Source organism: Bacillus sp. FSL K6-0255 (genome assembly GCF_045040725.1).
Taxonomy (GTDB): Bacteria; Bacillota; Bacilli; order Bacillales; family Bacillaceae; genus Bacillus; species Bacillus subtilis.
On sequence record NZ_CP150278.1, the window covers coordinates 3,119,461 to 3,140,643 of the forward strand.

Sequence of the window (21,183 nt, forward strand, 5' to 3'; positions counted from 1 at the left end):
CGCCTTCCGCATCCTTCTCTTCCCCGCCTTTCGAAGGAAATACTCACACCACGCTTATTCAGGGAAGAATAGAACTGTCTCAGCGCATTCCATTTGTTATTATCAGAAAATTTTATCGATTCTAAGAAATTGTTCAGAACAGTCCATCATATGACTGGCCGGATCAGCTTTGAACCAAATTTTTCTGGGGGGGTTATATCTTGAATAAACGAAAAATCGGATTGGCGATGTCACTTGTGATCGCAGCAGGCACCATATTAGGAGCATGCGGAAACAGCGAAAAAAGCAGCGGCTCCGGCGAAGGCAAAAACAAATTCAGTGTGGCGATGGTTACTGACGTAGGCGGAGTGGATGACAAATCCTTCAACCAATCAGCCTGGGAAGGCATCCAAGCCTTTGGGAAAGAGAATGGGCTGAAAAAAGGCAAAAACGGTTACGACTATCTTCAATCCAAATCAGATGCAGACTATACAACGAACTTAAATAAATTGGCGCGTGAGAATTTTGACTTAATTTACGGCGTCGGCTACTTAATGGAGGATTCAATCAGCGAAATTGCTGACCAGCGCAAAAATACAAACTTTGCGATTATAGATGCTGTTGTCGATAAAGACAACGTCGCAAGTATTACGTTTAAAGAGCAGGAAGGCTCATTTCTCGTCGGAGTGGCCGCAGCCCTATCAAGCAAATCAGGAAAAATCGGCTTTGTAGGCGGCATGGAATCAGAGTTAATCAAAAAATTCGAGGTCGGCTTCCGTGCCGGCGTACAAGCAGTTAACCCTAAAGCCGTTGTAGAAGTGAAATACGCAGGGGGGTTCGATAAAGCCGATGTCGGCAAAGCAACCGCCGAAAGCATGTATAAATCAGGCGTAGATGTTATTTATCACTCTGCGGGCGCCACTGGCACAGGCGTCTTTACTGAAGCGAAAAACCTGAAAAAAGAAGATCCAAAACGCGATGTCTGGGTCATCGGTGTCGATAAAGACCAATACGCAGAAGGCCAGGTAGAAGGAACAGATGATAACGTCACCCTCACTTCCATGGTGAAAAAAGTAGATACAGTCGTTGAAGATGTAACGAAAAAAGCGAGTGACGGAAAGTTCCCGGGCGGCGAAACACTTACCTACGGGCTTGATCAAGACGGAGTCGGCATTTCTCCATCTAAACAAAATCTATCGGATGATGTGATCAAAGCGGTCGATAAATGGAAGAAAAAAATCATCGACGGATTGGAAGTCCCGGCAACTGAGAAAGAGCTCAAAACCTTCAAAGCTGAATAAGAATCGCAGGGATAAGGAGGTCGAGCCCTTATCCCTTGTTTTTCTTTTATTTTGAAATAAAGGAGCGGTCAATCAATGGAATATGTCATTGAAATGCTCAATATCCGCAAGGCGTTTCCAGGTATCGTCGCCAATGACAATATCAATCTTCAAGTCAAAAAAGGCGAAATACACGCGTTGCTCGGTGAAAACGGAGCGGGGAAATCAACATTGATGAATGTCCTTTTCGGGCTGTATCAGCCGGAGCGGGGTGAAATTCGGGTGCGCGGCGAGAAGGTGCACATCAACAGCCCGAACAAAGCGAATGACCTTGGAATTGGAATGGTGCACCAGCACTTTATGCTTGTTGACACCTTTACAGTTGCTGAAAATATTATTCTCGGGAAGGAGCCAAAGAAGTTTGGCAGAATTGACCGGAAGCGTGCTGGCCAAGAGGTGCAGGACATTTCCGATCGATACGGCCTGCAGATCCATCCTGAAGCAAAAGCAGCTGACATATCAGTCGGTATGCAGCAGCGCGCAGAAATATTAAAAACCCTCTACCGCGGTGCCGACATTCTGATTTTTGATGAACCGACGGCTGTTTTGACGCCTCATGAAATTAAGGAACTGATGCAAATTATGAAGAACCTGGTCAAAGAAGGGAAGTCCATCATCTTAATCACCCATAAGCTGAAAGAGATTATGGAGATTTGTGACCGCGTTACGGTTATCCGTAAAGGAAAAGGCATCAAAACCCTTGATGTCCGTGATACAAACCAAGACGAACTCGCCAGTCTAATGGTCGGCCGTGAGGTATCGTTCAAAACCGAAAAGAGAGCTGCTCAGCCGGGAGCGGAAGTGCTTGCGATTGACGGCATAACTGTAAAGGATACCCGCGGAATAGAGACAGTCAGAGATTTGTCTCTTTCTGTCAAAGCGGGAGAAATAGTCGGCATAGCAGGCGTCGACGGAAACGGGCAATCAGAGCTGATCGAAGCGGTGACAGGACTCCGCAAAACAGATTCAGGAACAATCACCTTAAACGGAAAACAGATCCAAAACCTGACGCCAAGAAAAATCACTGAATCCGGGATCGGGCATATTCCTCAGGATCGCCATAAACACGGTCTCGTCCTTGATTTTCCAATCGGAGAGAATATCCTGCTGCAAAGCTATTACAAAAAGCCGTATTCAGCATTGGGCGTTTTACATAAAGGCGAAATGTACAAAAAAGCACGCAGCCTGATCAGCGAGTACGACGTCAGAACGCCGGATGAATATACACACGCTCGGGCATTGTCAGGCGGAAACCAGCAAAAAGCGATTATCGGGCGGGAAATAGACCGAAATCCTGATTTATTAATTGCCGCCCAGCCGACTCGCGGCCTTGATGTCGGAGCGATTGAATTTGTCCATAAAAAGCTCATTGAGCAGCGTGATGCCGGGAAAGCCGTTCTTCTCCTCTCGTTTGAGCTTGAAGAAATTATGAATCTCAGTGACAGAATCGCCGTTATTTTTGAAGGACGCATTATCGCCAGCGTTAATCCGCAGGAAACCACTGAACAGGAGCTTGGTCTCTTGATGGCAGGAAGCACGCAAAAGGAAGCGGGGAAAGCAAATGGTTAAACGACTCTCTCATTTACTCGTGCCGCTCATCGCAATCATACTTGGTCTTGCGGCCGGCGCGTTGATTATGCTTGTGAGCGGCTACAGTGTGGCTAGCGGATATTCGGCTTTGTGGAATGGGATATTCGGAGAAATCTATTATGTCGGAGAAACAATCCGGCAAATTACGCCTTATATTTTATCTGGATTGGCTGTCGCCTTTGCATTCCGAACCGGACTCTTTAATATCGGCGTCGAGGGACAGCTGCTCGTCGGCTGGACAGCAGCGGTTTGGGTCGGTACGGCGTTTGACGGACCGGCATATATTCACTTGCCGCTCGCATTGATTACAGCGGCAGCTGCAGGAGGATTATGGGGGTTTATTCCCGGCATTTTGAAAGCGCGATTTTACGTTCATGAAGTCATTGTCACCATTATGATGAATTATATCGCGCTGCACATGACCAATTACATCATTTCAAACGTCTTGACAGATCATCAGGACAAGACGGGGAAAATTCACGAATCCGCCTCCCTCCGCTCTCCTTTTCTTGAACAGATCACCGATTACTCACGGCTGCATTTGGGAATCATCGTTGCCCTTCTCGCAGCAGTTATCATGTGGTTTATCATCAACAAAACTACAAAAGGATTTGAGCTCCGGGCGGTCGGGTTTAACCAGCACGCTTCCCAGTATGCCGGCATGAGCGTGCGGAAGAATATCATGACCTCCATGCTTATCTCCGGCGCTTTTGCAGGCCTTGCCGGAGCCATGGAGGGGCTAGGAACATTCGAATACGCCGCAGTGAAAGGCGCATTTACTGGCGTAGGCTTTGACGGTATCGCTGTCGCTCTTCTCGGGGGAAACACAGCCATCGGCGTTGTACTGGCAGCATGCCTGCTTGGCGGGCTGAAAATCGGCGCATTAAATATGCCGATTGAATCAGGCGTTCCATCAGAGGTCGTTGATATTGTGATTGCTATTATTATTCTGTTTGTGGCTTCAAGCTATGCGATTCGTTTCGTCATGGGCAAATTGAAGAAAAAGGGGGCGAACTAAGTGGACATTGTGCAGATTTTATCTATCATTGTCCCTGCAACACTCGTCTATGCGGCCCCGCTTATTTTAACTGCTCTCGGCGGCGTGTTTTCCGAGAGATCAGGCGTTGTAAATATCGGCTTAGAAGGCCTCATGATTATCGGGGCGTTCACCAGCGTGTTATTTAATTTATTTTTTGGTCAGGAATTAGGTGCCGCCGCACCTTGGCTTTCGCTCCTTGCCGCCATGGCAGCAGGCGCCCTGTTTTCACTGATTCACGCGGCAGCGGCGATTTCGTTTCGCGCCGACCAGACAGTCAGCGGTGTCGCCATTAACATGCTGGCGCTTGGGGCAACTTTATTTATCGTCAAACTGATCTACGGCAAAGCGCAGACAGACAAAATTCCAGAGCCTTTTTATAAGACGAAAATCCCCGGTTTGGGCGATATTCCCGTCTTGGGAAAGATCTTCTTTTCGGATGTCTATTATACGTCTATTCTTGCAATAGCACTTGCCTTTATTTCCTGGTTTATCTTATTCAAAACGCCGTTCGGCCTTCGTATCCGTTCTGTCGGCGAGCATCCGATGGCGGCCGATACGATGGGAATCAACGTATATAAAATGCGCTACATCGGCGTGATGATCAGCGGATTGTTCGGCGGTCTCGGCGGCGGCGTATATGCCTCCACAATTGCGCTTGATTTCACGCACTCTACCATCTCTGGGCAAGGCTTTATCGCCCTGGCAGCGCTTGTATTCGGAAAATGGCATCCAATCGGAGCACTGGGGGCCGCCCTGTTTTTCGGATTCGCCCAAAGCTTAAGCATCATTGGATCGCTGCTCCCTCTTTTTAAAGACATACCAAATGTGTATATGCTGATGGCTCCTTATGTCTTAACGATTCTCGCTTTAACCGGCTTTATCGGGCGGGCAGATGCGCCAAAAGCCAATGGCGTGCCTTATATTAAAGGAAAAAGATAAAACATTTTCCCCTGGGAAGACGATTCTCAGGGATTTTTTTCTAATCCAAAAGACCCCCTTAATTTAATTGTTTATTAGTTTTTTAACTTAAAAAAATATGAAGTGTTAACGCTTTCTTGTAGACTGTAACAAACAATACATGGGGGTGTATGACATGGGAGCAATTCCAAAAACGGGGACAATTTCACCTGAGCCAAAAGACTCACAGGGGAAAAACCTGTTTCAAAAAATCTGGTCTTGGGAAATCGGTGTGATTCCTCTGCCATTATACACAGTATTAGCAGTTATTATTATTCTTGCAGCCTATTACAATGAGCTGCCGGCAAATATGCTTGGCGGGTTTGCCATCATTATGATTCTTGGTGTGTTTCTCGGAGACATAGGCCAACGCATACCGATATTGAAGGATATTGGCGGCCCTGCTATTTTATCTTTGTTTGTTCCTTCATTTTTAGTCTTTTACAATGTACTGAATTCAACATCTTTAGACGCTGTAACCAACTTGATGAAAACGTCTAACTTCCTTTATTTCTATATCGCGTGCCTTGTTGTGGGAAGTATCCTCGGTATGAACAGAATTGTTTTAATACAGGGGTTTATCAGAATGTTCGTTCCACTGGTTGCAGGAACAATCGCGGCCGTTGCAGCCGGCATCCTTGTCGGATTTATTTTTGGCTATAGTGCCTATGATTCCTTTTTCTTTGTTGTTGTCCCGATTATTGCCGGGGGAATAGGTGAAGGGATTTTGCCGCTTTCAATCGCCTATTCACAAATACTGGGCTCATCCGCCGATGTATTTGTGTCTCAGCTGGTGCCAGCCGCAATTATAGGAAACGTTTTTGCTATCATATGTGCAGCCTTAATGAAAAAGCTTGGCGACAAGCGTCCAGATCTAAATGGGAACGGACGTCTCGTAAAATCTAAAAAAGCAAATGAGATTTTCAATCAAAAAGAAGCCGAAGCAAAAATTGATTTTAAACTAATGGGAGCGGGAGTTCTGCTCGCGTGTACATTCTTTATTTTTGGCGGGTTATTGGAGAAATTCATCTTCATCCCGGGCGCGATCTTAATGATTATTTCAGCTGCGGCTGTCAAGTATGCGAATATTCTTCCGAAAAAAATGGAAGAAGGCGCTTACCAGCTTTATAAGTTTATTTCTTCAAGCTTTACATGGCCGCTGATGGTCGGTCTCGGCATCCTCTTTATTCCGTTGGATGACGTAGCGTCTGTGATTTCTATTCCTTTTGTCATCATCTGTATTTCAGTTGTTATCGCGATGATTGGTTCTGGATATTTTGTAGGCAAGCTGATGAACATGTATCCGGTTGAATCCGCAATCGTTACCTGCTGCCACAGCGGCCTCGGCGGAACGGGTGATGTTGCCATTTTATCGGCATCAGGAAGAATGGGCCTTATGCCGTTTGCCCAAATTTCAACCCGTCTCGGCGGTGCAGGCACAGTTATTTGCGCGACAGTGCTGCTTCGTTTTTTCACTTCATAAACAGAAAGAGTTCCGTTTTATGCGGAACTCTTTTTTTATTTATTCACAATCCGAATATACTCTCGGGGACCAAACGGCAGATCCTTTGATTCCGTCTCACTCATTCTGGCTGACAGGTGGTGCTCCAGTAAATACAGCTCCCACTCATCACTAGCGGCCACACCGCTGCGCCCGTCATATTGATTCAACATGAATGCCCCTGCAAATACTGAGCAGAATAAACCTGAGCACATCACGACTTTTGTTTTCACATGACCAGCTCCTTTCCTTCAGCTTGATCAGGATTGATTTTAAATATACAAATAACCTCTTTTTTGTTAGACTTATTTTGAGGTCAAAAGAACTCATAAAAACCCATTACAGCAGTTCGAAGCGTGGCAGCTTGCAGAAAAGTGCGATATAATTTGGACTAGGTCGTTTGACCGTATATTTCATACATAGCGCATTTTTCAATTGAGAACGAGAAAAGGAGGTCTTATCTTTGCAGCTCTTACATCTTGCTATTTTATCGCCTTTTTTATTTGCTTTTATCATTCCCTTCTTGGCAAAATACGCAAAAAGAGTGCATACGGGCTGGTTTGTGTTGATCCTGCCCGTCTTGCTGTTTATATACTTTCTCCCAATGATCAGGATGACACAGTCTGGAGAAACACTTCGATCGGTATTAGAGTGGATTCCGTCACTCGGCATTAACTTTACCGTTTATATAGACGGCCTCGGGTTATTATTCGCTTTACTGATCACAGGCATTGGCTCTTTGGTCACTCTTTACAGCATTTTTTATTTATCGAAAGAAAAAGAACAGCTTGGGCCCTTTTATGTCTACTTATTGATGTTCATGGGCGCCATGCTCGGCGTCGTTCTAGTAGACAATGTCATGGTTCTCTACATGTTCTGGGAGCTTACAAGCCTTTCATCCTTTTTGCTGATCGGCTATTGGTATAAGCGGGAAAAGTCGCGCTATGGCGCAGCCAAATCACTTTTGATTACGGTCAGCGGCGGGCTGTGCATGCTCGGCGGATTTATTCTCCTTTATTTGATAACGGATTCCTTCAGCATTAGAGAGATGGTTCATCAGGTTCAATTAATTGCCGGCCACGAATTGTTTATCCCGGCTATGATTCTCATTTTATTAGGGGCTTTTACGAAATCAGCGCAATTTCCTTTTTACATCTGGCTCCCTGACGCGATGGAAGCTCCGACGCCTGTCAGCGCTTATCTCCATTCAGCTACTATGGTAAAAGCCGGCATTTATGTGATTGCGAGATTCAGTCCTATTTTCGCCTTTTCAGCTCAGTGGTTTTGGATCGTGTCCCTCGTTGGCCTCTTTACGATGGTTTGGGGTTCATTCCATGCCGTGAAACAAACTGATTTAAAATCGATTTTGGCGTTTTCAACCGTCAGCCAGCTCGGCATGATCATCTCCATGCTCGGAGTCAGTGCTGCGGCCCTTCATTACGGCCATACAGAATATTATACAGTTGCCGCTATGGCTGCCATTTTCCATTTAATCAACCACGCAACCTTTAAAGGAAGCTTGTTTATGGCAGTCGGGATTATCGATCACGAAACAGGCACACGGGATATCCGGAAGCTAGGCGGCCTGATGGCGATTATGCCGATTACATTTACCATTTCCTTAATCGGGACATTTTCAATGGCCGGCTTACCGCCGTTTAACGGATTTTTGAGTAAAGAAATGTTTTTCACAAGCATGCTTCGCGTGACACATTTTGACCTGTTCAACGTGCAGACATGGGGCGTTCTGTTCCCTCTTTTCGCCTGGATCGGAAGTGTATTTACGTTTATCTACAGCATGAAATTGCTGTTTAAAACATTCAGAGGAAATTACCAGCCTGAGCAGCTTGAAAAACCGGCTCACGAGGCGCCTGTCGGCATGCTCGTACCACCGGTCATTCTTGTCGCTTTGGCTGTCAGTCTCTTCTTTTTCCCGAATATATTGTCGTACAGCCTGATAGAGCCTGCGATGAACTCAATCTATCCGACACTGCTTGCCGGCCATGAGAAATTCCACGTTCACATTTCACAGTGGCATGGGGTTACAACGGAATTGCTCATGACTGCGGGTATTGTTGTGATCGGAACAATTGGTTATTTGTCGCTGAATAAGTGGAAAGGAATCTATAAACTGTTTCCTTCGAAACTCACACTCAACCGGTTATACGATAAGCTTTTGACTCTGATGGAGAAAGGCTCTTACCGGGTCACAAAACAATATATGACCGGGTTTTTAAGAGATTATTTGCTGTATATCTTCGCTGGTTTCATCATTCTGATAGGCGGAGCTTTTGCCATTAAAGGCGGATTTTCATTTAAAACGGAAGGCATGGCTAAAATCGGTGTATACGAAATCATTTTGACGCTTGTCATGATCAGCGCCACAGTGGCGACTGTTTTTGCTAGGTCAAGACTGACGGCGATCATTGCACTCGGTGTTGTCGGTTATACGCTTGCATTGTTTTTTGTCATTTTCAGAGCGCCGGACTTGGCATTGACTCAGCTCGTCATTGAAACGATTTCTGTGGCACTGTTTCTGCTTTGCTTCTACCATTTGCCGAAACTGAGACTGAAAACAAAAACGAGAACGTTCCGGATGACAAATTTTATCATTTCTTTAGGCGTCGGTGTTATCGTTACTCTGCTCGGCATCGCATCCTCAAGCCAGCGGACAAAAGACAGCATTGCGTCCTTCTTTGTCAAACACAGCCACGATCTCGGCGGAGGGGATAATGTCGTCAATGTCATTCTCGTTGATTTCAGGGGATTTGATACAATGTTTGAAATTACGGTATTAACGATAGCCGCTCTCGGCATTTACAGCATGATTAAAACAAAAGTAAAAGAGGAGGGGAAAAGCGGTGAATGAACAAAAAACAAATGACTTGATTCTTCAAACTGCGACAAAGCTTGTATCCTTTATCATTTTGCTTTTCTCTTTCTATTTATTTTTATCAGGGCATAACGCGCCCGGAGGAGGCTTTGTCGGCGGACTGATCACGTCCTCTTCCATCGTTCTCTTGCTCTTGGCGTATGATTTAAAAACCGTGCGTTCCCTTTTGCCGGTCAATTTCATTTATGTCGCGGGAGCCGGCCTTCTGCTCGCTGTATTAACAGGCGTTGGCTCCTTTGTCTTCGGGGCTCCTTTTTTAACCCACACATTCGGATACTTTCAGCTGCCGATCCTTGGGAAAACGGAGCTCGCCACAGCGACGATATTTGATTTAGGCGTTTATCTTGTTGTCGTAGGCATAACGATGACCATTATTCAAACGATTGGAGAGGAAGAATAATGGAAATCTTAATGGCTGTATTAGCCGGTATTATTTTTATGGCTGCTACGTATTTGCTGCTGTCTAAAAGCCTGCTTCGCGTCATTATCGGAACAGCACTGTTAAGCCATGGCGTTCATTTAATGCTTTTGACTATGGGAGGGTTAAAGAAAGGCGCCGCTCCGATTTTGAGCGAGCATGCCAAATCATTTGTCGATCCGCTTCCGCAAGCCCTGATTTTGACCGCAATTGTCATTTCTTTTGGCGTTACATCATTCATCCTCGTCATGGCCTTTCGCGCTTATCAGGAATTGAAATCGGACGATATGGATCAAATGAGGGGAAATGATCAACATGAATAATTTTGTTATTTTGCCAATCCTGATCCCGCTTTTGTCGGCTATTCTTCTGATTTTCATGACGAAGAATCTTATGCTCATGAGAATCTTCAGCACGGCGGCATCGGCCATCGGGATTGTGATTAGCGGCATACTTGTACAGACTGTCTTCACAAAAGGTATCCAGACACTCAGCTTAGGCGGCTGGAAAGCGCCGTACGGCATTGTGCTCGCCGCAGACCAATTCGCCAGCCTGCTCGTTCTCACAACAGCGGTCATCGGTTTATTGGTTGGGCTTTATTCCTTCCGTTCCGTCGGTGAAAAACGGGAGCGCTCCTTTTACTACTCCGGCGTTCAGTTCTTGCTTGCCGGTGTCAGCGGAGCGTTTTTAACAGGCGATTTATTTAATATGTACGTATTTTTTGAGCTTCTGCTTATTGCTTCCTATATGCTGATTGTATTAGGCGGCACAAAAATTCAGCTGCGGGAATCCCTTAAATATATTGTGTTTAATATCGTATCGTCTGCCCTGTTTGTCATAGGGGTCGGCTTTTTATACGCTGTAACCGGCACGTTAAACATGGCGGATCTTAGCGTGAAAATCAGCGAATCAGGACAAACCGGGCTGATCACTGTGATTGGTGTCCTGCTGCTTTTGGTATTTGGCATGAAGGGCGGAATCTTCCCCCTCTACTTTTGGCTTCCAGGCTCTTATTACGCGCCACCGGCAGCAATCTCCGCGTTGTTCGGCGCTTTGCTGACAAAAGTCGGGTTATATGCGATTACGAGGGTTTTCACATTGATTTTTATTCACGATACTGCCTTTACCCATCAGCTGATGATTTGGCTGGCGGCGCTGACTGTGATTTTCGGTGTGATCGGTTCACTCGCTTATTCGAATGTCATGAAAATTGTGATCTATAACATTATTACCGCTGTCGGCGTGATTTTGTTCGGTGTGGCAGTACACACCCCCGCATCCATTCAGGGCGCGATCTACTATCTGATTCACGATATGCTGATTAAGGGTGCTTTGTTTATGCTGGCAGGTACGCTGATCGCATTGACTGGAACCGCGAGCCTGCATAAAATGGGCGGGCTGATCAAACGCTATCCTGTTCTTGGATGGATGTTTTTCATTTCCGCTATTTCTCTTGCAGGCATTCCGCCACTGAGCGGATTTGTCGGCAAATTTAAAATTGCAGAGGGCGGCTTCGCAGAAGGTGAATTTACGATATCCATGCTGATTCTGCTTTCGAGTCTGCTTGTACTGTACTCTGTGCTGAGGATCTTTATACATGCGTTTTGGGGCGAAGAAAAAGAAACGCCAAAACCAAATCATCGAACAGCTAAAGGACTTCTTTATCCTGCAGCTATTTTTCTCTTGCTGTCTCTTCTCTTCGGGTTGGGTACAGAATGGGTGTCGCCTTACGTTGATCAAGCGGCCGAGACGCTGCTGAATCCGGAAAAATATATCGAAGCTGTTCTGAAGGAGTAGATCGCATGGCATTTCAAATTTTATTAAATGTGTTTCTCGCTTTTTGCTGGATGTTCTTGAGCAACAGTCCAAGCGCCGCAGGATTCATTACAGGCTATATTCTGGGAATGCTCTCTCTCTTTTTCTTCCGGCGCTTTTTCACTCGCCAGTTTTATCTATGGAAATTGATTTCTATCATCAAGCTCTGTTTCATTTTTATAAAGGAACTGTACCTTGCCAATGTCAGTGTGATGAAATCAGTCTTATCTCCAAAACTGAATATCAGACCGGGCATTTTTGCTTTTAAAACTGAACTGACGAAGGACTGGGAAATCACCCTGCTTTCTCTGCTCATTACATTAACGCCGGGAACCTTGGTGATGGATATTTCAGATGACAGAACAATACTTTATATTCATGCAATGGATATCGAGGATGCGGAAAAAGCGATTTTTGACATTCGGGAGTCATTTGAAAAAGCCATACAGGAGGTGAGCCGGTGATGTTTACGCTGATCCTGCAAATCGCGCTCGGCATTATGGCAGTGTCTACCTTTTTGTATGTCATTCGTGTCATTAAAGGTCCGACTGTGCCTGACCGGGTCGTGGCTCTGGATGCAATCGGCATCAATCTGATCGCAATCACGGCGCTTGTCTCCATTTTGCTGAAAACAAGTGCGTTTTTGGATATTATTTTGTTGCTGGGGATTTTATCGTTTATCGGAACGATCGCATTTTCCAAGTTCCTGGAGAAAGGAGAGATTATCGAAAATGATCGAAACCGCTAAGGTCGTTGTGGCTGTATTCATTTTGCTGGGTGCTCTTATATGCCTCATTGCTTCATTTGGCGTACTTCGCCTTCCCGATGTGTTTACACGCGCTCATGCTGCTTCTAAAGGCTCAACATTGGGTGTCAATATGATTCTGCTCGGTGTCTTCTTCTATTTGTGGTTTGTGACGGGGGAGCTCTCCGCTAAAATCCTGCTTGGGATTCTCTTTATCTTTATTACGTCGCCTATCGGCGGGCACTTGATCTGCCGTGCTGCGTATAACTCCGGCGTCAAGCTTGATGAGAGAAGCGTACAGGATGACTATAACGGAATCAGAAACTTTGTGATTAAACGAAAAGAGGATTCTTATTTATAAAAATAAGCAGCCGGACAGGCAGAGTTCCGGCTGTTTTTTTATTTCTTGATGACAGCCAGCGTGCATCTGGATATACAGATCAGCCTCTCTTGCTCGTCATATATGTGAATGTGATAGACAATCGTCGTTCTGCCGATATGAACGGGCTCGGCTATCGCCTTTACCGTTCCTTCCTTTACAGATTTTAAATGGTTGGCGTTAATCTCCAAACCGACACAAGCCTGTGTTGAATGATCAATCAGGTTCTGTGCACCTGCGCTCGCCGCTGTTTCCGCCAGGGCCACTGAAGCGCCCCCATGCAAATATCCGAATGGCTGAACTGTCCGATGATCCACCGGCATGACCGCAACGCATCGTTCCGCTGTGTTTTCAACAATCTCTATACCAAGCGCTTCAAGCAATGTGTGTTTCGTATCCATCATCTACACCCCCAACATTTAAAGTACACCGTCTGATTTCGCAATCAAAACCGCTTCCGTCCGTGAACCGACATTCAGCTTATTAAAAATCGATGTCAAGCTGTATTCAATGGACCGCTTGCTTAAATGAAGGGCATCTGCGATTTCTTGGTTTGTAAATCCCTTTTCAACTTCTTGAAGAATCAGGCATTCTCTAGGTGTGAGCACATCTTGTTCTTTTTGAGAGGAAGGAGCCGGCTTTGTTTTTTGCTGAGTCATCAGCTGTTTAAAGTAAGCAAAATCGACTAAAATTTCTCCGTTGAGTACGTGGTATATGTATTGGGTGATCTTTTCTTTAGATTCCGTTTTGCTGATGGCACCGTGCAGACCCGCACGAATCGCTTCCTCGAAATAATCCTCGACCTCATAACCGGTATACACGATAATTTTACAATGAGGATTCTCTTGTAAAATCTGTTTAGAAAGCTCCATCCCATTGACCTCGCCGCCTAGATTCAGATCCATTAAAATGAGATCATATGACGAGAAATCATGCTGCTTGATAAACTGTTCGCTCGGTTCAGGACTGAGACAATCAACAGACAAATTCGAATCCGTTTCCAAAATTGTCTTGGTGCCTTCCATGACAGCCGGATGGTCATCAATCACTAGTATCTTTTTCATGTTTTCCTCCCTTTTACTCACTCTTTTCCATTTTATAAAAAAGACTTGGCCTGTGCCAAGTCGTTTCCGTTATAAATCCATTACAATTCGATTTCAATATCAGCCTTAAAGCCCTTTCCTTCACTTGTTTCAATCCGAAGGCGCCCATCTAAAGCCCTGACTCTCTCCTTAATGCCAGAAAGCCCCATGCTCATGGAATGCTCAGTATTCTTTTCCTGATCAAACCCAACGCCATCGTCCTCATAATGAAGAACGATTTTGTTTTGAATACTGATGAGCATAATCAGCACATCCGTCGCCTGAGAGTGCTTGACCGCATTAGACAGAAACTCTTGAATGATCCGGTACAAATTCAGCTGCGAATCCAGATCAAGGGAAGCCGTAAATCTCCCGGTATTTAAACGAATATGAAACGGAACCCGCTCCTGCTGCTGCGCCACCAGCTTCGACAGCGCCTTGACCAGCCCAAGATCATACAGAAGCTGCGGCCGCAGCTCATGACACGTCTCCCTCGTCATCGAAATCACATCAGACATCTGCTCATTCATCTGTACAAGCTTGTCCTGCACCTCTTCACGGCACGGATTATCATCCTTCTTGAAATCACCCAAAAACAGCTCACACTGGCGTTTTAAGGAAATCAAATCCTGAAGAACCGAATCGTGGAGATCGCGGGCGAGATCCGAGCGTTGTTTTTCCTCGATCGTGTACATGAGTTTTTTGAGCCATACGGGGTTGGATTCTTGTTGTTTTAAATCCTCAAGATGCACCATCAATTCTTCGATTTTCATAACGTTTTCCAATGAGACATTTGTATAAAATGCTAATGTTTGAAGCCATGCAATTTCATCCCTTGTTAACTTAAAAGTATTATAACTTGAGAAACAGAGTACTAAAAATGATCTGTCTCCTCGTTCACCTATTTTAATAATAAAACCTTGTTTAAACTCTTTAATTTTACCGATATCACCAGAAAAATTTTTCACATATTGCTCATGATTTTTATAAGTCAGATCTTTAAAGTTGTTCTTACTAAGAAGGGTGATTTCCCCTTTAGAATTATCATACACGCAAGCATTATCTATGTTTAATACTTCTAGGATTGTATTTTTAAAGTGATTAAGTACTTGATCTACTGATGATGCTTGCTTAATCAACTGAGTAAATTTAAAAATCCCATCTTGATAATTAAATTTCTCTGTAAATCTTTTCAACTTGAAACGAAAATCAATGATTTCTTTAAAGTAAAAAACGGCAAACATAAGAACATATATTGCAATTGTTAGTTTAACTAAATAAAAGATATCCTTTGGTTGCTGAATGTAATTAAAGATGGTCACTACGATAATAGTAGGTGTAATGGCTAAAAAACCGTAGTACTTAAGCCGCCCCACAACAAAGTCGATATTATAAAGTCTATTAGTCATAAATTGATATACTAAAGAAAAAGGTATAACAAGTGTAAAAGCAGCCAAACTAAAAGGTGAGACATACTTCTCGAAAAACACATATGGAACAGCAAAAAAGACAATAAACGGACTGAAAGAAAAGATATTTGTATAAGCAAGGACTTTCAAAATTGACTTTTGCTCTTTTTGTTTAAATTTTCTTATCCCTTTATGGATAAGAATCGATACAGTAAGAACTAGGACAAAAAATGAAATCAAATTCAGATTAGACAAAAAAGCCGAAGATTTTAATCTATTACTCAGAACGTCCTCTAATAAAAGATTTATTAGCGGGAGCATATACATAATGATTAAAATCTTCTTTTCGAATAACTTTGTTCCTAATTCTATAAAGTATTTATATATAAAATGAATATATAACACCGGACAACTGACTAAAGTAAGAACAAGCAGATAAGTGCTTATCTCTTCACCTCTTCTTGCTCCACATGCACTTACATACGCTACTGATACAAATAACAAAAATAAAATTAAAATATAAGCAGAAGTTGATTTTCTTACTTTATTTATTCTATAAATAAAAAATATACAAAATAAACAGATTGAATAAGATATTACAGGAATGAGATACATAAATAAATTTTCTTCACTGATTAGGCTTACATTTTGTAAATGAAATGATTTATTATCTCTCTCAACAATTAAACTTTCTACATTGACCAATCTTCCACTTTTTAATTGAATATCACTGCCTTTCTCCCCATTTACTTCAAGAATGATATCTCCCTTTTTCACACCTGAATAATATTCATCTGTATAATCTAAAACATTGGTGACCTCTAACTTACCCTGTTCATTTATCTTTACATCCGCACCTACGAAGATGTTAAAAGCAAAGCTATACGAGAGGTATATAACATAAATAAAACTTAAAATGATAAAAACTAGAGACAAATATTTATAGACGTTAATATATCTGTACATCACATCATCCCGTAATTAAATCAAACTTTTTCTTTTATCATCCTCAAAAAAATTACTAATAGCTTCTATTGGAGGCCACTTGCTTGTTCTTGGCACCTCTCCTTGTTCAAACGCGTATAATATTGCTTTCTTTTCTTTTTCATTTATATTTAGCAAGGTTAAGTTCCCATTCTTAAATTGATCAAACGCTTCCGGGTTGTTTACTAGATGGCTAATGATTTTATCAATATGTTTCAAATTAAATCCCCCTTAATAATTGAATAAGTAATTTATTTTTTCTTTGTTCATCTAATCTCAGTTTTTTGAATGATTCCTTAAAATTTTCCACTGCTAAATTTTTTATAACATTCAAATATTGTATTACACCTGATTCTCTTAACTTTCCCTTCAAATCTTCCAAATTATTTATCATATGATTTTCTTGCGCATAAAAATTTAATAAGTCAATTGATGATTGGTTAAATTTATTTTTAAGATAATTGAAGGCAAGCGTATGTCTAGTTTTGAAGTCATTATTGTTAGGGTAATAAAGTCCATAGTGATCATTTGCAATTTGCTCGACTATACCTAAATAACGTGAATACTCCTCAACTGTTTCATTATATTCTCCAGTTGCCAGATATACACCAAGAATACTGGGCAATGTTACCAGAGAACCCGACTTAAGTTTAATCATTTCAATATACTCTGATTCTGATGAGGCTGTTAAATTCAAATCTACATGTTGTCCTTGTAAAGATTGGAGTGAATATTGCAAAGTAAGGCTTAAAAGTTTTGGATGATTTGAGACTGAACCTATTACTTGCAGACTTAATGTATAAAGTGCGGTAGCTGCGTTAGTTGCTATAGAAGGATCTAATTTCATCCAAGAAGCCTGAAGATTGTCCTTATCCTCAATATCGTCAAAAATGTCCGCAGATAAAATTAAAAGTTCTATACCTGACGCCAATAACTCAATTGCTTTGTCGTTTTTTCCATCAAATGCTATGTAATGGTAATAAGCCAGTTCTGCAAATGAAAATTGTTTTTTTTCTTTGATAAAAGAAATGAGCTTCACTTTTAAGTCCTCATTTAAAATATTTTCATCCACAATCTCCTTCATTTTCTCCTTGATCCGGACAGAATCTAAACATATCTGCTCAATAACGACTTCCCCCCTCCCATTCCATTTTACTAAATGGGACATTTAAAGGACAGCAGGTTTTTCGTTTTTTAACAATCATATAATACTTTATCCATTTATTGTATCGGTAGAACGAAAAAAAAGACTTGTTTCCAAGTCTTTTTCACGAAATTTTCATTGCATAATTGTATTTATCGAGTTGATCAATGCTTTTGTTAATGTTTCGTAATGAATCTGTCGTTTCTTTAATATCAAGTTCGAGTCGGAATAACAATTGTTTTACTTCTTCAAGTTTCTTTTCCATCGTTTCCACACTCCTTTTTTTGAAAGATCAATGAATTGTGTATGGTGAACGAGTCCTAGGTATTTGATCTGTTACTAATAGTGTATCTGCTTTCGGCTTATTTTTCACCGAAAAGTATACAAAAAAGTCCTGCGTGACACCGCAAATCTAAATAGGTCCTTATACTCAAAGGAATCACAACAAGAACGGGACTATCTTTCTATGTGAAAGAGCGTTTATATGTGCTGAAATTGAGAAAGATTCTTAATCTCCTTGATTTTAACGGGTTTCGCATTTTCACTAAGCAAGACTATAGTCCTTCATACCGTATTTTCAAAATTGAATATGCGATTCTTGGCGTTTCCTGACCGACAAACACCGAAAAAGACCGCAACGCTAAAGTTGTGGCCTTTTCGCTTTGTCATATTCGGCAATTAGGGATCTATACATATAGAAACATCCTTTTTTGCGAGGTGCTCCCATGAGATATCGTTATCCCTGGTTTTACGTGTATCCGTATGAGGTACGCCGTCCGCCCGCTCCTGCCAACAATATTGATACCTTTATCCGTTCAGCGAGGCAGGCCGCAGGGATATTTGCGGATGCCCAGCTCGTTCTCGGCCGCATTGCGGGCTCGCGGGAGCTCTCGCGCCGCATTCTGACCGCAGCCGAGCAGTCCGATAAACAAACCATCAAGCGCCTGATCAAACAAATGGGCGTCCGGCATGAAGTGGATACGGTCTTTAATCCCGACGGCATCTATATCAGCCTTATCGGAACGCAAAGCCGAATCATTCTTGCTTTGCGGTGGTCAGAGGACCGCAATCATTTTGCGTCCATAAGATTATGACACCATTCCAGAGCCTCAAGATAACATTCATACGCTTCTTCTTTGTCGAGTTGATTGCCTAATTCCGAGCAAGTGTCCCAGTTGTTGCTTTCAATTAATTTCACAAGCTCAAGCATTTGGTAGTAGTCGTTTTGATGGCCTAATAATGCTTGCCCGACTTCATCTTTTAAAGGCAATTCTTGAACAATTTCCTCTATTTCTCTATGCAGGAGGGTGTCTATGAGAGAAAACATTCCGATCAGCATATAAGAAGCTGGCTGCGGCCGGGATGTCTTTCTCGCCAGCAGTTCGCAAAGCTTTGCTCTTATCAGAGAAATCTTAATGATTTCGTGCTTGCTGGAATGCCCTTTCCTGCTTAAATCCTTAAAGGAAAGAATATATATCCACCGTTTGATTTCATTAAATCCCAGCAGCATAATGGCCTGTTGAATGCTTTCAATTTTCTGGCTCAAACGGCTGTGGGATGAGTTTAAAAATTTTAAAATTTGATAGGACAGTGATAAATCCCGCTCTATGTACTCTGTCACACGCTTTATGTTAGGCTGCTCTTTACTCAGTTCGTTAAGCAGTTCATAGTAAGAATAGAAATGAGTCGATAGGTCATGCCCGCTGATGATGCGCGGCTCGCTGAAAAAGTAGCCTTGGAATAATTGAAAGCCGTCTTGGACCGCCTGTTTATATTCTTTTCGGGTCTCTACTTTTTCCGCTAAAAAAATCAGGCCGCGGCAGCCGTAGGTTTGCAAAATTGTTCTGCGTTCCATTCGTGTTGTTTTGAGAAAATCAATTTTCAATATATCAATATAGCTCATGAGTTTTTCCAGTAAGTCCTCATCTTGCGGATTTATTGCATAAAAATCATCAAGCGCCAGCATATACCCCATTTTTTTCAATTCTTTGCATCTAGAAATGAGGGCCGGCGTGATCGGTATATCTTCAAGGATTTCAATGACAAGCTGTTTCGGATTGAAGGAGGTGGGAAGATTCGAAAACATCAGGCTTTCCGTAAAATTAACAAAACAGCGTTTCCCTTCCGTCAGCTTCTCAATTCCGATGTTTAAAAAGCTGTTGATCACCAAATCTGTTGTTGCCTGATCGCCGTCTTTAGCGCTATACACGTTCTCTTCGCTTTCTCTATACAGCAGTTCATAAGCAACAACCTGTTCTTTTCTATTAAAAATAGGCTGTCTTGCAACAAACACCCTCATTGATTTATCCCCCTTACAATACGCGCGGCTTTCACCCCTAAGTATATCAAATAATTTGACGAAAATTGTCTAAACATGAAAAATAATATATACATAAAGAAAACTGGCCCTTCGCGAATGAAAGGCCAGTTTTTCTTTATTCTTCCTCAAGCTCTTCTTCAATTCTGCTTTTCACTTCGTGGATCCGCTGCATTTTATTGCTCCAGCAGTCCTCGCTTAAATCAACCGGGTATTCCTCCGGCTTGCTGATTCTCTTATATTCCTCCCAAAGCAGGCTGAGGTTATCCTGCACATACTGCTGTATGTCTGAAATCTCAGGGTTTTGGTAGCAAAGAATACCCTTCTCAAAAATCAGCTCATGAAGATCCTTCGCATAAAAATTCGTGACAAATTTGCTGATGAATGTATGAACCGGGTGGAACATTCTGAGCCGCTTCTGATCATTCACCTGCTCATCATAAAGCGCAATATAGTCGCCTTCAGAATGATGGTTGGACTGATTAATAATGCGGTAGACTTTCTTTCTGCCCGGTGTCGTCACTTTTTCAGGATTGGACGAAATTTTGATCGTGTCAACCATTTTCCCATCTTCTTCAATGGCAACGAGTTTATAAACTGCGCCGAGAGCCGGCTGGTCATAGGCAGTGATCAGCTTCGTACCGACACCCCAGACATCAATGCGCGCTCCCTGAGCCTTTAAATTCATAATGGTGTGCTCATCCAAATCGCTTGAAGCAATCACCTTCGCATCTGTAAATCCTGCTTCATCAAGCATTTTCCGGGCTTTTTTTGACAGGTACGCCAAATCGCCGCTGTCCAGACGGATGCCAATGAAATTAATGCGGTCGCCGAATTCCTTGGCAACCCTAATCGCGTTCGGCATGCCTGAACGAAGCGTGTCATACGTGTCAACTAAGAAGACGCAATCCTTATGTGTTTCCGCGTATTTTTTGAAAGCTGTATATTCATCGCGGTAAGCCTGCACAAGCGCATGCGCATGTGTGCCGGAAACCGGGATGTTAAAGCGCTTTCCGGCTCTTACATTGCTTGTCGCGCTAAAGCCGCCGATTAAGGCTGCTCTCGCTCCCCACATGGCCGCATCCATTTCGTGCGCCCGTCTTGTTCCGAATTCAAGCGCAACTTCATCACCGATGACGCCTTTAATCCGGGCAGCCTTTGTTGCAATTAATGTTTGATAGTTCACAATGTTGAGCAAAGCTGTTTCAATCAGCTGCGCTTCTACCAGGGGTGCCTCCACCCTCATAATCGGCTCATTGTTAAAAACGAGCTCTCCTTCTTTCATGGAGTAAAGTGAACCTGTAAAAGATAAGCCGCGCAAATATTCAATAAAATCTTCATGATACCCGAGTTCATCCTGTAAATAACTCAAATCGCTATCCGTAAACTTGAAATTTTCCAAGTATTCAATGGCTTTTTCCAAGCCCGCAAATACGGCATAGCCATTTTCAAACGGAAGCCTTCTGAAAAACAGCTCAAAAATCGCTTTCTTTTCATGAATGCCGTCTCTCCAGTACGTTTCCGCCATATTGATCTGATAAAGGTCTGTATGTAATGACAGGCTGTCATCTTTAAATCCGTACTCTAACAC

At 42.9% G+C, this 21,183-nt stretch carries 23 protein-coding genes; 14 read left to right on the top strand and 9 right to left on the bottom strand.

The window, feature by feature from the left end; all coding sequences use genetic code 11:
- The first annotated feature begins 200 nt into the window (after positions 1-200).
- The 5 genes from nupN to maeN all read left to right on the top strand — a co-directional run bounded on the left by nupN (position 201) and on the right by maeN (position 6,388).
- On the top strand, positions 201-1,280 hold the full coding sequence (gene nupN, locus MHB62_RS16340) for a guanosine ABC transporter substrate-binding protein NupN (RefSeq protein ID WP_015384509.1): 1,080 nt from the start codon (positions 201-203) through the stop codon (positions 1,278-1,280).
- Between the two features lie 75 nt (positions 1,281-1,355).
- Positions 1,356-2,888 carry a guanosine ABC transporter ATP-binding protein NupO gene (nupO, locus tag MHB62_RS16345; protein WP_032722430.1) on the top strand — a complete coding sequence of 511 codons (1,533 nt, stop codon included), beginning with the start codon at positions 1,356-1,358 and terminating at the stop codon, positions 2,886-2,888.
- Positions 2,881-3,927: a guanosine ABC transporter permease NupP gene (gene nupP / locus MHB62_RS16350; RefSeq protein WP_029318495.1), complete on the top strand. Its 1,047-nt coding sequence runs from the start codon at positions 2,881-2,883 to the stop codon at positions 3,925-3,927. Before nupO ends, nupP begins: the two co-directional genes overlap by 8 nt.
- Entirely contained in the window at positions 3,928-4,887 is a 960-nt protein-coding gene (gene nupQ, locus MHB62_RS16355) for a guanosine ABC transporter permease NupQ (protein WP_032722433.1), read from the top strand.
- 154 nt (positions 4,888-5,041) lie between these two features.
- On the top strand, positions 5,042-6,388 hold the full coding sequence (gene maeN / locus MHB62_RS16360) for a sodium/malate symporter MaeN (RefSeq protein ID WP_029725866.1): 1,347 nt from the start codon (positions 5,042-5,044) through the stop codon (positions 6,386-6,388).
- Positions 6,389-6,423: 35 nt separating this feature from the next.
- Here maeN and MHB62_RS16365 read toward each other — a convergent pair whose 3' ends face one another.
- Positions 6,424-6,639 carry a hypothetical protein gene (locus MHB62_RS16365; RefSeq protein WP_029318493.1) on the bottom strand — a complete coding sequence of 72 codons (216 nt, stop codon included), beginning with the start codon at positions 6,637-6,639 and terminating at the stop codon, positions 6,424-6,426.
- A gap of 230 nt (positions 6,640-6,869) precedes the next feature.
- Between MHB62_RS16365 and MHB62_RS16370 the strand changes: the two genes are divergently transcribed.
- From MHB62_RS16370 to mnhG, 7 genes are read left to right on the top strand one after another with little or no spacing between them, the layout of a single operon-like run.
- The gene (locus MHB62_RS16370; protein WP_019712489.1) at positions 6,870-9,275 is read left to right on the top strand and encodes a Na+/H+ antiporter subunit A; all 2,406 of its coding nucleotides are present in this window, start codon (positions 6,870-6,872) and stop codon (positions 9,273-9,275) included.
- A complete protein-coding gene (locus tag MHB62_RS16375) occupies positions 9,268-9,699 on the top strand; it encodes a Na(+)/H(+) antiporter subunit B (protein ID WP_003228819.1) in 432 nt (143 codons plus the stop codon). Before MHB62_RS16370 ends, MHB62_RS16375 begins: the two co-directional genes overlap by 8 nt.
- Complete coding sequence (locus MHB62_RS16380; RefSeq protein ID WP_003220730.1) at positions 9,699-10,040, top strand: Na(+)/H(+) antiporter subunit C; 342 nt, start codon at positions 9,699-9,701, stop codon at positions 10,038-10,040. Before MHB62_RS16375 ends, MHB62_RS16380 begins: the two co-directional genes overlap by 1 nt.
- Positions 10,033-11,514 (top strand): Na+/H+ antiporter subunit D, encoded by a 1,482-nt coding sequence (locus tag MHB62_RS16385; RefSeq protein ID WP_029725869.1) that lies wholly within the window; start codon positions 10,033-10,035, stop codon positions 11,512-11,514. Before MHB62_RS16380 ends, MHB62_RS16385 begins: the two co-directional genes overlap by 8 nt.
- Positions 11,515-11,519: 5 nt before the next feature.
- Positions 11,520-11,996 (top strand): Na+/H+ antiporter subunit E, encoded by a 477-nt coding sequence (locus MHB62_RS16390; protein WP_003228815.1) that lies wholly within the window; start codon positions 11,520-11,522, stop codon positions 11,994-11,996.
- Complete coding sequence (locus tag MHB62_RS16395; protein ID WP_003228814.1) at positions 11,996-12,280, top strand: Na(+)/H(+) antiporter subunit F1; 285 nt, start codon at positions 11,996-11,998, stop codon at positions 12,278-12,280. The genes MHB62_RS16390 and MHB62_RS16395 overlap by 1 nt, the downstream gene beginning before the upstream one ends.
- Positions 12,264-12,638: a monovalent cation/H(+) antiporter subunit G gene (mnhG, locus tag MHB62_RS16400; protein WP_003244302.1), complete on the top strand. Its 375-nt coding sequence runs from the start codon at positions 12,264-12,266 to the stop codon at positions 12,636-12,638. The genes MHB62_RS16395 and mnhG overlap by 17 nt, the downstream gene beginning before the upstream one ends.
- A 38-nt stretch (positions 12,639-12,676) precedes the next feature.
- Here the strand turns inward: mnhG and MHB62_RS16405 are convergent, their stop codons facing one another.
- The 6 genes from MHB62_RS16405 to degQ form a co-directional block, all read right to left on the bottom strand.
- The gene (locus tag MHB62_RS16405; RefSeq protein ID WP_017695528.1) at positions 12,677-13,057 is read right to left on the bottom strand and encodes a hotdog fold thioesterase; all 381 of its coding nucleotides are present in this window, start codon (positions 13,055-13,057) and stop codon (positions 12,677-12,679) included.
- Between the two features lie 18 nt (positions 13,058-13,075).
- Positions 13,076-13,720, bottom strand: a complete 645-nt coding sequence (comA, locus tag MHB62_RS16410; RefSeq protein ID WP_003220716.1) for a two-component system response regulator ComA — start codon at positions 13,718-13,720, stop codon at positions 13,076-13,078.
- 80 nt (positions 13,721-13,800) lie between these two features.
- Complete coding sequence (locus tag MHB62_RS16415; RefSeq protein ID WP_032722435.1) at positions 13,801-16,113, bottom strand: histidine kinase; 2,313 nt, start codon at positions 16,111-16,113, stop codon at positions 13,801-13,803.
- A 15-nt stretch (positions 16,114-16,128) separates the two neighbouring features.
- Positions 16,129-16,350, bottom strand: coding sequence for a competence pheromone ComX (comX, locus tag MHB62_RS16420; RefSeq protein ID WP_014480704.1), 222 nt, complete (start codon positions 16,348-16,350; stop codon positions 16,129-16,131).
- A gap of 1 nt (position 16,351) precedes the next feature.
- Positions 16,352-17,215: a polyprenyl synthetase family protein gene (locus MHB62_RS16425; protein ID WP_032722437.1), complete on the bottom strand. Its 864-nt coding sequence runs from the start codon at positions 17,213-17,215 to the stop codon at positions 16,352-16,354.
- Positions 17,216-17,399: 184 nt separating this feature from the next.
- Positions 17,400-17,540, bottom strand: coding sequence for a degradation enzyme regulation protein DegQ (degQ, locus tag MHB62_RS16430; protein ID WP_003220708.1), 141 nt, complete (start codon positions 17,538-17,540; stop codon positions 17,400-17,402).
- Positions 17,541-17,761: 221 nt separating this feature from the next.
- On the opposite strand from degQ, the gene MHB62_RS16435 reads away from it, so the two are divergent.
- The gene (locus tag MHB62_RS16435; RefSeq protein ID WP_003228793.1) at positions 17,762-17,887 is read left to right on the top strand and encodes a hypothetical protein; all 126 of its coding nucleotides are present in this window, start codon (positions 17,762-17,764) and stop codon (positions 17,885-17,887) included.
- A 113-nt stretch (positions 17,888-18,000) separates the two neighbouring features.
- On the top strand, positions 18,001-18,369 hold the full coding sequence (locus MHB62_RS16440) for a hypothetical protein (protein WP_014477834.1): 369 nt from the start codon (positions 18,001-18,003) through the stop codon (positions 18,367-18,369).
- Here MHB62_RS16440 and pdeH read toward each other — a convergent pair.
- Together pdeH and MHB62_RS16450 are read right to left on the bottom strand one after the other, a co-directional pair.
- Entirely contained in the window at positions 18,345-19,574 is a 1,230-nt protein-coding gene (gene pdeH / locus MHB62_RS16445) for a cyclic di-GMP phosphodiesterase (RefSeq protein ID WP_003243525.1), read from the bottom strand. The two genes, MHB62_RS16440 and pdeH, sit on opposite strands and share 25 nt — an antisense overlap.
- A 136-nt stretch (positions 19,575-19,710) precedes the next feature.
- Positions 19,711-21,183 carry a nicotinate phosphoribosyltransferase gene (locus MHB62_RS16450; protein WP_003228788.1) on the bottom strand — a complete coding sequence of 491 codons (1,473 nt, stop codon included), beginning with the start codon at positions 21,181-21,183 and terminating at the stop codon, positions 19,711-19,713.

Bases quoted from the DNA above. Each gene is read 5' to 3' on its own strand.
- maeN (WP_029725866.1), top strand. From the start codon at position 5,042: ATGGGAGCAATTCCAAAAACGGGGACAATTTCACCTGAGCCAAAAGAC.
- pdeH (WP_003243525.1), bottom strand. From the start codon at position 19,574: ATGAGGGTGTTTGTTGCAAGACAGCCTATTTTTAATAGAAAAGAACAG.
- MHB62_RS16415 (WP_032722435.1), bottom strand. From the start codon at position 16,113: ATGTACAGATATATTAACGTCTATAAATATTTGTCTCTAGTTTTTATC.
- MHB62_RS16425 (WP_032722437.1), bottom strand. From the start codon at position 17,215: ATGAAGGAGATTGTGGATGAAAATATTTTAAATGAGGACTTAAAAGTG.
- MHB62_RS16440 (WP_014477834.1), top strand. From the start codon at position 18,001: ATGAGATATCGTTATCCCTGGTTTTACGTGTATCCGTATGAGGTACGC.
- MHB62_RS16390 (WP_003228815.1), top strand. From the start codon at position 11,520: ATGGCATTTCAAATTTTATTAAATGTGTTTCTCGCTTTTTGCTGGATG.
- MHB62_RS16385 (WP_029725869.1), top strand. From the start codon at position 10,033: ATGAATAATTTTGTTATTTTGCCAATCCTGATCCCGCTTTTGTCGGCT.
- MHB62_RS16380 (WP_003220730.1), top strand. From the start codon at position 9,699: ATGGAAATCTTAATGGCTGTATTAGCCGGTATTATTTTTATGGCTGCT.
- degQ (WP_003220708.1), bottom strand. From the start codon at position 17,540: ATGGAAAAGAAACTTGAAGAAGTAAAACAATTGTTATTCCGACTCGAA.
- MHB62_RS16405 (WP_017695528.1), bottom strand. From the start codon at position 13,057: ATGGATACGAAACACACATTGCTTGAAGCGCTTGGTATAGAGATTGTT.
- mnhG (WP_003244302.1), top strand. From the start codon at position 12,264: ATGATCGAAACCGCTAAGGTCGTTGTGGCTGTATTCATTTTGCTGGGT.
- comA (WP_003220716.1), bottom strand. From the start codon at position 13,720: ATGAAAAAGATACTAGTGATTGATGACCATCCGGCTGTCATGGAAGGC.
- nupP (WP_029318495.1), top strand. From the start codon at position 2,881: ATGGTTAAACGACTCTCTCATTTACTCGTGCCGCTCATCGCAATCATA.
- MHB62_RS16395 (WP_003228814.1), top strand. From the start codon at position 11,996: ATGTTTACGCTGATCCTGCAAATCGCGCTCGGCATTATGGCAGTGTCT.
- nupO (WP_032722430.1), top strand. From the start codon at position 1,356: ATGGAATATGTCATTGAAATGCTCAATATCCGCAAGGCGTTTCCAGGT.